The sequence below is a fragment of the Bradyrhizobium macuxiense genome, from assembly GCF_007993935.1.
GTDB lineage: Bacteria > Pseudomonadota > Alphaproteobacteria > Rhizobiales > Xanthobacteraceae > Bradyrhizobium > Bradyrhizobium macuxiense_A.
The window spans coordinates 1-11194 of the sequence record NZ_VITY01000033.1 but is presented as its reverse complement, the minus strand read 5'-3'; the positions used below and the strand labels follow the sequence as shown (position 1 = coordinate 11194).

The 11194-nt window shown below is 59.7% G+C and carries 5 protein-coding genes and 4 pseudogenes; 3 read left to right on the top strand and 6 right to left on the bottom strand.

Annotation, left to right across the window (positions count from 1 at the left end):
- Positions 1-864: 864 nt before the first annotated feature.
- From FBZ93_RS40175 to FBZ93_RS40155, 5 genes and pseudogenes are all read right to left on the bottom strand, one after another.
- Positions 865-2025: a M24 family metallopeptidase gene (locus FBZ93_RS40175; RefSeq protein ID WP_146993198.1), complete on the bottom strand. Its 1161-nt coding sequence runs from the start codon at positions 2023-2025 to the stop codon at positions 865-867.
- 210 nt (positions 2026-2235) lie between these two features.
- Positions 2236-2787, bottom strand: a pseudogene (gene gfa / locus FBZ93_RS40170) (S-(hydroxymethyl)glutathione synthase); the annotation flags it as partial.
- Positions 2788-2820: 33 nt separating this feature from the next.
- Complete coding sequence (locus FBZ93_RS40165) at positions 2821-3930, bottom strand: S-(hydroxymethyl)glutathione dehydrogenase/class III alcohol dehydrogenase (protein ID WP_146993197.1); 1110 nt, start codon at positions 3928-3930, stop codon at positions 2821-2823.
- Between the two features lie 472 nt (positions 3931-4402).
- Entirely contained in the window at positions 4403-5398 is a 996-nt protein-coding gene (locus FBZ93_RS40160; RefSeq protein WP_208764138.1) for a PDR/VanB family oxidoreductase, read from the bottom strand.
- 471 nt (positions 5399-5869) lie between these two features.
- Positions 5870-6881, bottom strand: a pseudogene (locus FBZ93_RS40155) (IS5 family transposase); the annotation flags it as partial.
- Positions 6882-6994: 113 nt separating this feature from the next.
- Here FBZ93_RS40155 and FBZ93_RS40150 point away from each other — a divergent pair.
- A pseudogene (locus FBZ93_RS40150) lies at positions 6995-7132 on the top strand (transposase domain-containing protein); the annotation flags it as partial.
- Positions 7133-7426: 294 nt separating this feature from the next.
- On the opposite strand, the pseudogene FBZ93_RS40145 reads toward FBZ93_RS40150, so the two are convergent.
- Positions 7427-8525 (bottom strand): annotated as a pseudogene (locus FBZ93_RS40145) (IS110 family transposase).
- Positions 8526-10039: 1514 nt separating this feature from the next.
- Here FBZ93_RS40145 and FBZ93_RS40140 point away from each other — a divergent pair.
- Positions 10040-10900 carry a site-specific integrase gene (locus FBZ93_RS40140; protein WP_146993196.1) on the top strand — a complete coding sequence of 287 codons (861 nt, stop codon included), beginning with the start codon at positions 10040-10042 and terminating at the stop codon, positions 10898-10900.
- Positions 10901-10909: 9 nt separating this feature from the next.
- The coding region (locus FBZ93_RS40135; protein ID WP_246667865.1) for a transposase zinc-binding domain-containing protein at positions 10910-11194 on the top strand (285 nt) is incomplete at its 3' end.

Below are 11194 nucleotides of genomic sequence, written 5' to 3'. Positions count from 1 at the left end.
TTGGTGTCAGCAACCCGACCCTACCGGCGAATCGCCGGTGACCACCGCAAAGCCGTCCGCCCGCCACGGCGCTATTTGACGGCGCGCCTGCGGACAGCTTTGCTCTACCGAGCTACACCATCACCGGGGACACGACCCTGGTGTTGTAGGCCGCAGGCTGGTCAGATCATACCCGTTCCTAGCGAGAGAAGTTCGGGGCGTCGTGTAGAGCCTGACGAGCTCGACCGGGTTTTCGATGCCGAAGTCGGTGAACGCTTGGGACACTGCCTTCTCCGACGCCATGTGTGGTCATGTTGCTCGTAGATTCCGGAGTCTGATTTAGGACTGAAGCTCTTCCAGCCAATGAACTGGGTGAGCGGCGACGCAGACAAGGAAATTCGTGAGCCAGGTCGCGGCGTCGCTTTCCGATGCCCCTAGTCGGCAATTGAGGAAAGAGTCTTACACAAAAGTGGGTTTGAATGCTTGAGGTACGACGTTGTCAAATCTGCCGACTGTCATATCTATCGCTAGGGAAATGAGCCGGCCGATGGAATGCTGCAAGCATTGGTAGTGGCACGCACCCTTTTTACGGCTTGGGTGCCGCAGTTTGCTATCACTCGCCCGGTCCAGATGCAAAATGCCTGAGCGCAATTTCGCAGGCAGCGTAAGCTTAGGCGGTTGCCAGCGCGCAATGTAGAGCGGCAGCGAAGTCTACCAGATTGAACCGCCAATTCAAACCTATCTAGCACTCAGCGTGCAAACCGGTCGCTTCTGCCACACCGCGCAGTACTGCTAACGGCTGCTCGCAAAGTGCCTCCGCACAACGGGTCGGCCCCTCAATGCCCGCAAGGCTGATTATTGAGGAGCCCACCAATCGTTGTCGAGTTAGAGTAACTCTCTGTATTCGAGAGGTAGGCGGCTAAGTACCTCTCGTCCCGTCTGCGTAATTAGTATTGAATGTCCTAGAGTCATGGCTGCACCGGTCTGCTCGTTTGCGTAGACGGCGTGAAGGAAGAACACCATCCCCGGCTTTGCGATGGCTGAGTTGCCTGCAAATAGGAGCGGCGGGTAGTCCATAATTCCTTTCGGCGGGAACGTTGCTCCCATAGAATAGCCTGATGTGGCTACCCTGTTTTCCGCGTAACCGGCTGCGTCGAACACTCGACGATATGCCTCATCGATCTTCCCTACGGGCTGGCCCGGTGCCGCCGCTTCTGTCATTGCTTCGAGGGCGTCACGCACGATCGGAAACAGCGATCGATGAGCCGAGTTTGCCCGGCCGATCGCTGCAGTCCGGAAAATGGCCGCGTGATAGCGTCGACTAACGCCTGCCCATTCGATCGTCACCTGCTCGCCATCCTTCATGACACGGCTGCCGGTCGTCGGACGGAATAAGATGGCTTTCGGACCAGACCCAAAGATACGAGGACTGTCACAAATATCGCCGCCCGCGGAAGATGCCGACGCGTCAATGGCTGCAATAACTGAGGCCTCGGATACGCCTGCACGACCCGTATCGAAGAGAGTAATGACAGCGTCGTCCGCGAGGGCGGCGGCCTTCCTCACGTAGACTAGTTCCTCGTCGGACTTTACCGACCGCAATTCTTGTACAATCGATGAAGCGTCACTCCACACGCACCACCCGTCGAGTGCGTTGCGCAAGCGTTCCCAATTCGCTCCAGTCAATCCGTACGTGGCAAGCTCGACACCGATCCGCGCCCCCCGTAATCCCTTTTCCTCAAGAATCCGCTTCAAGTCTTCGGCGGGATTAGCATCAACTGTATCGTACCAAATACGGATATCGGTCATCGTGGACGTCCGACGCGCCTGCTGCAGATCCGGCCGCCTCGTCAGGAGAGTGATCGGCGTATCATCGGCCGTCAGAACGGCCGATTGGAAGTGCTTGTATCCGGCGCTATCATAGCCCGTCAGGTAGTAATGCGACTCTTGGGCAAACAGCAGGATCGCGTCCAGTTTTGATGCCCTGAGCGCTTGCCTGACCCGCTCTACGCGTCCATCGAATTCGTTTGGCGTAAAGTGCAACACAGTAGTAACCTTCGGTTATCGGTCATTGCGAATGGTGCGCGCAAGCCGTGGTGAGGTAGGGCGCTAGCGTGTTTTTGTCAATCGACTCGACTGCGCTAGACGTCGGTTGATCAGCTACATGGGGGCCCGCGCCTTCGGCATGGTCACGGGGCTCTCCAAAAATGGAAACGAACTTTCCGGCGCAGCCAGTTTGCGCTTCAGGCTACCTCCTGCTTTCACCAAGTGGGTGGCGATCGCGTCCATCAGTGGCGGCGACAGGCAATCATAGGGCTCGAGCCCAAGCTCCTTCAGCCGCGACCTGATCGCGGCCATATCGGCCGGCTTGACGCCGGACTCGATGACCGACGACACGAAAGCGGCAAATTCGGGCGCTGCCGAGCCGGACTCCTGGAACAGCTCGGGATGGATGAAATCGAGGCCATAGAACGGATGGCCCTTGTTCTCGATCCGGCCGTACATGTGAGTGCCACAGGCCTTGCAGGCGTGACGCTGGATCACCGCAGCCGCATCGACGATCTGCAGCTTGTCGCCGTTTTCCAGCACGGTGACGTTCTCGCGCGGGACCACCGCGACCACCGAGAAGATGGCGCCCGACGGCTTCCAGCACTTGGTGCAGCCGCAGGCGTGATTGTGGGCGACATCGCCCTTGACCCCGACCTTGACCTGCTTGTCCGCGCATTTGCAGACGAGCGTGCCGCCGGCAAAACTGCCGGAACCTTGCTTGACGCCATTGTCGACCGACCGGTGGATATGAACAGTCATTGACCTATCCTCCTAGTGCTTGGTGTTTTGATTTCAGAATACGACGACCGAACGGATCGATTTGCCCTCGTGCATCAAGTCGAAGCCCTTGTTGATCTCGTCGAGCTTGAGCAGGTGGGTGATCATCGGATCGATCTGGATCTTTCCGTCCATGTACCAGTCGACGATCTTCGGCACGTCGGTGCGGCCGCGCGCGCCGCCGAACGCGGTGCCTTTCCAGACCCGTCCGGTGACGAGCTGGAACGGCCGGGTCGTGATCTCCTTGCCGGATTCCGCGACGCCGATCACGACCGAGACGCCCCAGCCGCGGTGGCAGGCTTCCAGCGCCTGGCGCATCACCTTGGTGTTGCCGGTGCAGTCGAAGGTGTAGTCGGCGCCGCCGTCGGTCAGGCCGACCAGGTGCTGGACGATGTCACCCTGCACCTTGGTCGGGTTGACGAAATGCGTCATGCCGAACTCGCGGCCCCAGGCATCCTTGGAGTCGTTGATGTCGACACCGATGATCTTGTCGGCACCGACCATCTTGGCGCCCTGGATCACGTTGAGGCCGATGCCGCCGAGGCCGAACACGACCACGTTAGCGCCCGGCGTCACCTTGGCGGTGTTGACGACCGCACCGACGCCGGTGGTGACGCCGCAACCGATGTAGCAGCTCTTGTCGAACGGCGCGTCCTCCCGAATCTTGGCGACCGCGATCTCGGGCAGCACGGTGAAGTTCGAGAAGGTCGAGCAGCCCATATAGTGGAAGACCGTCTTGCCCTTGTAGCTGAAGCGCGAGGTGCCGTCGGGCATCACGCCCTTGCCTTGCGTCGCGCGGATCGCGGTGCAGAGGTTGGTCTTCTGGCTCAGGCAGCTTTTGCACTGCCGGCATTCGGGCGTGTAGAGCGGAATCACATGATCGCCCGGCTTCACCGACGTGACGCCGGCGCCGATCTCGCGAACGATGCCGGCGCCTTCATGGCCGAGGACCGAGGGGAAGATGCCCTCGCTGTCGAAACCGTCGAGCGTGTAGGCATCGGCGTGGCAGATGCCCGTCGCCTTGATCTCGACGAGAACCTCGCCGGCCTTGGGGCTCTCCAGGTCGAGCTCGATGATCTCAAGCGGCTTCTTTGCTTCGAATGCGACTGCGGCGCGGGTCTTCATAGGGCATTCCTAAGAGATCTAGGGTCACGCCGAGACACAGCAATTTCGCTGATCATAAGACTAAGCTTGTCCACTCCTGATACAGACAGAACTGGATGGAGGGCTGAGAAACTAGAAGTCGGCAGCGTCGGTTCGCGAACTGCCAACGAATTCGCGAACGGCCAACAATCCCGTGCAATTTTCGTTACCTCGACTAAGACGTGTCATCTGAATAACTTCCCAAGAATTCCCGCACCCGGCGCGGGCATACCAAAGCAAATTTCGCAAGCTACTGCCGTCATTGTATCGGCCGGCGCCCCGTGTCCAATCCATCACATCCGATCAAATGTAGATTTCGAATCACTAGAACACTTCACCACCGAGCACGACTCTTCGAACGAAGCGTACGCGAAAGCGCGCGCCTATTATTAGCAAAAAGCGATCGAGTCTCGCAAAATTTCTTCAAGAAACGCCGCAGCTGAAGCAGCAGTGGTCAGCAATCGAGTATCAGACGGCCTCCGTCGCAACTGGACACGCAGGTCATCAGCGATCTGCCCCTTACGCGTTCCGCCTCACTCAGAACACTATCTCTATGATGGATTTTGCCATCTAGTACAGCAACCTCGCAACTGCCGCAGAAGCCCTGCACGCAGCTGAATGGTACGTCGACGCCAGCCCGTAGGAGCGCGTCGAGCAAACGCGCACCGGGTTCCACGTGCACGAGCCTTCCGGAGCGCGCGAGAAGCACATCGTACCCGGGATTGTCGTTGCGCGAGAGCACGGGATCTGCCTCGAACCGCTCTATGTGCGCATGTGGATAGCCGTACTGTGCGGAGGTGCGCTCGAAGTCACCCAGCATCTGCGTCGGACCACAACAATAGTATCGCGTCTCATGATCTCGCCCAGCCATGAACGCGCCGAGATTTAAGGGACCGCCTTGCTCCGCATCAAAATGCAGCGTGAGCGGGATATCTAGCGATTCAATCGAGCGAAGCCAAGCTGCATGCTTACGTGAGCGACAGCAATACAGCATCTCAACGCACTTCCCGAGTGAAAGAAGTCGTTGAGCCATGCAGTAAATGGGCGTCACTCCGATACCGCCAGCGATCAACACATACCGCTCGCCACTTTCGTCGAGCCGGAAATTGTTGCGCGGATAGGTGATGATCAAACGATCTCCCTCACGCAAACTCTCATGAATGAATGAAGAGCCTCCACGGCTTACACGTGAACGCAAGACACCAAGCAAGTAGCGATCACGCTCTTGCGGTGCATTCACTAGAGAGTAGTTACGCACGATACCATTTGGCAGATGTAAACCAATGTGTGCGCCAGCGTCGAAGGCCGGGAAGAGATTCTGATCAGCTGGACGCAGATCGATACTGATCGTGTCCCTGGCCTCGACACAAATCCTTCGCACTATCGCGTTTAAGTTCCCGGAGCGCATCCTGAGCTCGGGTCCCGGATCATCGGTATCGGCGGCAATCACGCGTTGCTTCTCCGCCTCTCATACTGCTGTTCGTAGATTTCCCAAGCGGGCTATATCGGAGGCGATTGAGTGATAGCACTCCCTTCGAAACCGACATACTCTGATTTTGGCCAAACAATTCCTAAATTCCGCGCTTAGTTGGCCAAATGCGCCGCATTGACGATTTACCTCCAATGTCGCTGAATCGTGTCCGAGCCTTTGAATGAGCGCTATTACTCTCTTCCAACTCCGTTGTGCGCAGACGAGCCATGCTCTGTCATCGAAATCTATAATTAGACCCCGAGTGGCTGGCTCATCCATTGGCCGGCCGCTGGATAATTCACCTCGCACGTTGATCGCTATCGGTCAAATACGTGTGCGATCAACGGGCTCCTTATTCCAAAAGTGGAGCGTCTGATCCGGAGTTGTTCTTGAGGCGATTTGTTGGCCGCTGAACAAACGGGAGCCGCTCCAGAGAAAGAAAGAGAGATAGGGAGACGCCGCGCTTTTGACCGGAGATGAAGACGCTGCGCGGGTTTTCCGTTGTGTGGCCACGACAGCCCTTGTTAACGTAGGCGCCCTCGATGGCGCAGCCCATGAGTGTGAGTGTCTCGGTACTGTTGATGACGTCGCCGAGCGTGTGCCCCTCATAGGGGTTGCCCGGCAACGCCGTGGCGTGCACAACGAGTTGGCCGCCCGGAGCGCGGTGTTGGTCGTGACGATCGAGGCTTTCACCCCGAATTCGTAAGGCGCGCTGGCCTTGCCCTTGCCGATGCACTCGACCTCGGGCGCGTGGAAGGAATAGAGCTTCCATCCGCGCTGGCGCTCCTCTTGGGACCGGATCTGGGCTGCGCGCCAAAGCGGCTGCGCGAAGATAGCCTCAAGCTCGCCCTGGCCGCCGATCTTGCGGCGGATGTCACGGATGACGCGGCCGAGCCACATCCGCAAGCTGCGCAATTGCCGACGATTGCCCTTGAACTATTTTGCGTAGGCATTGTGTCCTGCCATCATCGCTGCCCGCTTGGCGATGCGTTGATACGACTGCCGCAGCCATGCTCGCGCGCCAGCCGATTGAGGCCCCTGATGGCCGCGTGGATGAGCTTGGCGTCGGTCGGGAAGGTGCTGACCCTTGGGTTGAACGGTGGTGTCCACCGTCACCCGCTTGAGATCGCGCGTGCAGTGCGCCAGCCCCGTGCGCGATCCGCAGGCTCTCAGCCACCAAAAGCTCCAGCTTGTCGCCGTGCCGCTTGCGCCCATGACTGAGGTCAGAGCGCTCGGGCGGAAACTCATGCTGAAAAAACACAAAGCCGGTGAAGTGCTGGAGGTATGTCGCAGACCCAGCGCTCGCAGACGCCCTCGTCGGACAAGCCGTAAAATGTGCTTGAACAACAACAGTCCGATCAGGAAGCGGCTTGCGATCGCAAGACGACCGATGCCGCTAAAGCGGTGCGACCTCCCGATCGATCCAGTCCCAGTCGATCCTGGCCGCCAGCTGAACCAGGTCGCAAATACTCTTGTGCGATCATATCCTAGCCTCCGCTGTTGAAAGCGGAGCACCGCTCACGGCGAATCTCCAGGAAAATAAGCCTATTCGGCATAGTTCTGCAGTCAGCATAAACCTGCAAGCTCCGCGTCGACCCGCTTGCCTATCTCGCCCACGCCCTGACGAGAATCGTCAACGGACATCCAGATCGCGACATCGACCAGCTACTGCCCTGGACCTACCGCACTCAATCCCTCAAAGCCGTGGCCTGAAAACGACGCTCTGATGTCCGCTGTCAAGGAATAGAACGCAGAGCCTCGCCCGATCGCCGATCGGCTGCTCATACAAGTGATCGTGCATAGGTGGAGGCGGAACCGAAGGGACGTCGGTAATCAAGCTCTGATGTGCGGGTTGGCTACCGCATTCCCGATTGCGCGTCCGAGGTCTGCTCCTATCTTACTGCCTGCTGGCGTCGGCGCTCTTGCCGGTCACAAAGCGTCCGACGGGCATTCCCTCTGCCGAGGTCCCGCCTCCGCCCATGCACGATGATGAGAAAGGGCGCCCGATCAGGCCGACTGCACTTGCCTAGCGACCGCCCACATGAAGCCGACCAGTTCACGAGCGATAGCAGTGCAGACCACCGTCGTTCGTTTGCCGCACGCAGCCAGCTTCCTGTAACGGGCCGTCAAGCGGGTCTGTGCTTTCCACGCAATCTCTCGCACGCCTGGCGATGCCGGCTCGAGCCGATATGGCTTCGTCTTGCCGATCTTCGGCGGGTGTCGATATGTCCAGGCGCTCTCGACCAGCATGTGGCGAACACGGCCGTTGCCGACCTTGGTGATGCCGCCCCGCCTGACGGACTCCCCCCGTCGATCGCTCGCCCGGCACCAGGCCGAGCATGAGTTGACGTGGGCTCTCAAACCGGCTCACGTCACCGACTTCAGTGGCGAATGTCACCGCGACGATCAGATCGATGCCCCGCAATGTCTGAAGCGCCCGCGAGAGCGGCTCCAGAGACCATGCCGAGACGAACTCTTCGATCGTGCGCTACAGACGTTCGACCCGCTCCCTGGCGACGCGATCTGCTTCGAGCATCTCCTGCAGGGCGATCTGATGTGCGCGGTGATCGAACTGCTGTTCCTGAAGCCAGCGCAGATAGCGCATCGTCCAACCTTTCTTGCGAGGATTAGGTGCGACCGTGTTTGAGCATGAAGGCGCTCACCTGCTGCCGGTGGACCCGCAGCGTCTCAACCGCTGCCGCTCGGGCGCGAACGAGATCTTGCATCGCCTCGTGACCCTCATCGGGAACCCATACCGCCGTCAATTCGCCGGCGCGTAGCAGCCGGGCGAGAGAGACGGCATCCCGGCAGTTCGTCTTCACCCCATCGCCGGGCTTCCTTGGGATCAACGATGGCGCCACCACCCTGCATTCGTGGCCGAGCGACCGGATCAGACGAGAAAGGCCATAGCCGTCGGGCCGGCCTCGTAACAGAAGTGGACGCGGTCAAAGCGGCTGGCGATCCGCACTATAACGCGGCGCATGTTGACGGCCGAAGCATCGACTTCACCGAAGAAGCGAACCTCTCCCTCCCGGCCTGCCTCCGCAATCGCGACGGCATTTCTCAGCTTGGCGACATCGATAAGCGCTTCCCTATAATCCGCCACGACTCGTCCTCCCTGTAATGAGGATCGACCCGGACCGCCCGAGCAACCCTCGGACGCGCATTGTAGGACGAGCCACCTCACCGGCAGAGGCGGACATAAAGTCTTACCGATGAGTTGTCGCTTGCGTTCGTTATCGCCCGCGATGATTTGGCGTTGGAGCGAATGAAAGACGCTTCGCGCGGAGCATCTCCTTACGGCCAGCGATCGACATCTACCCATAGTGACAGATAACGTCGGGTTATACAGGCATTGGGAAAGCGATCAGCCCGGCAATGGAAAGTGTGAGTGCGCTTCGGTGGTCACGCCCTCACGATCGGGGACGCCGTGTCGGGATCGCAGAAACAGTCCGCGAGGAGGCCGACATCCAGCGTGCGACCCAGATGGGCAAGCATTGCGGGCAGGCGCTGGGCATCGACCAGATGGCCGGGAAAAAATCGCCGAGCTCGTCGCGGATGCGCGCGAACTCGCTGCGCAGACTGCCGCTGCAGGGTCGGCTGGCGGGAGGCTGCGCCGGATCTCGTCATCGCAATGCTCAACGACATCATCGAGCTGACCGAGCGCTCGTTCCTGCTCAACCTCTCGGCGGAAGCCAGAGGAGATCGACTCGGCATGGCCCTCGAACTTGGCAATCGAAGCGTGTTTGCACTGAATCTCGCCTGCAACGATGCTGAACGGGCGGTTCGCAATGTACCAAGCGAGTGTCCGGCGAAACTGCCGCGGCATGAGCCATCACGGTCGACCCCTCGACATGGGGAATTGCCGGTCCATCGAGCGAGAAGCTACCGAGATCCTCGCGTAGATTGTTGAAGGCGGGTCACGTTGCCGCGCAGTTCTGCGAGCTCCGTACTCACTATCGCGAGCGTTTGCCTGGTATCAGTGCCGCGCGCCGTGCATTGTGACGCGTTTGACGATCTCGATCGTGCGTAAGACTGGGGCGACCGTGATCCACTCGGTCTGTTCGCCGTTTCGGTCTTTGACGCGATGTCGTTCGATAATCTCGTTCGCCGTGATTTTGCGCTATTGGCCACGTGGAGTATGCGCTGGAAGCGGTTCTTCTATCGCGAGCTGTGGTGCAAGGCGATGGTCTTGTGACGTGCACGACGCCGCTTTGTCACGCATTGCAGCAGTCTACCCTTCCGCTTCGCTGACGCTAGCAGCGAGAACCGAATGGCCGAGCGCCAGCGCGATATCCTGCTCAAAAAGGTGGCTCCGGCTAACGCCGCCGGCTGGCCTACCTGATCGAAAGCACGATGGATCTTTGCAAGCCAGTCTTCCGATTGATTGATGGGAGCGGCGATAGTGCGGCCGTCGACAGCATGCTGCCGTGCATTATTGGATTTGATCTTGTGCGAGACCATTCAGACACCGATTGCAGGGATGTGCTAGGACTAATCCACATTCAGGATTGAACGAAGCCGCTGTCGCGGCATGTAGGGAGGCATAGCAAGGATTGCCTCCTGTCGGAGAGGATTGCGGGTTTTCGAAGCCCAACCCTTCAGACAGGAGGTTTTCCGATGGCTGAGATCAGCCCACTTCGCCGCCGCATGATCGAGGACATGACGGTCCGCAATCTGTCACCGGCGACGCAGCAATCCTACCTCAACGCCGTAGCGAAGTTGAGCCGGTATTTCGGTCGCTCTCCCGACCGCCTTGACCTGGAGGATATCCGTGCCTTCCAGGTTCATCTGGTGGCGACGGGGATGTCCTGGCCGGCGCTGAACCAAATCGTCTGCGCACTGCGGTTCTTCTACGGTGTGACGCTTGGTCACGACACCGTTCCGGAACGCATCGCCTATGCGCGCCAACCGCGCAAGTTGCCGGTCGTGCTGAGCGGCGACGAGGTGGTGAGCTTTCTGGAGGCGATCCCGAGCCTGAAGAGCCGTACCGCGCTGACCACGGTCTATGCCGCCGGACTGCGCGTATCGGAAGTGGTCCTCTTGAAGGTTGTCGACATCGACAGCCAACGGATGTTGATCCGGGTCGAGCACGGCAAGGGCGGCAAGGACCGTTACGTTATGCTCTCGCCGCAGCTTTTGAGGATTCTGCGGACGTATTGGCGGCTCACTCGGCCAAAGCGATGGTTGTTTCCCGGCCGCGACGACGAACGTCCGCTCGTCCCGAACGTGCTGCACGCCGCCTGCCGTTCAGCCTGTGCGGCAGCCGGCTTGAGCAAATCGGTGACAGTGCACACGTTGCGGCACAGCTTCGCGACCCATCTGCTGGAGAACGGGGCCGACGTGCGCATCATCCAGGTGCTGCTCGGCCATGCCAGTCTGGCCAGCACGGCGCGCTATACCCAGGTCGCCACCAAGACCATCAGCAACACGCCAAGTCCGCTTGACCGGCTCCGCCTGGAGGTCGTGCCGCCCGGCTGAGCGGACCTGATGGCTCCGGTTCTGGAAGTGGCGGATATCTTCCGCCGCCACGGCGAAGCGTTTCGGCAAGCCCGTGCCGAGCATCTGGGCCGCGTCGAGCGGCGCGTCATGGGCGCGATCACGGCATGCCGGACGGCTGTGCTCGGCGGCCACGTCGAGCAGTGCGATGACTGCGGCGCCACACGCATCGCCTACAACTCCTGCCTTATGGGCAAAGCCGGTAATGGGGAGCTGCCAATCGCGATCACCGTATTTTCCTGTGTATTGCCGCTCTCGAGCTCTCCATTACAAGTC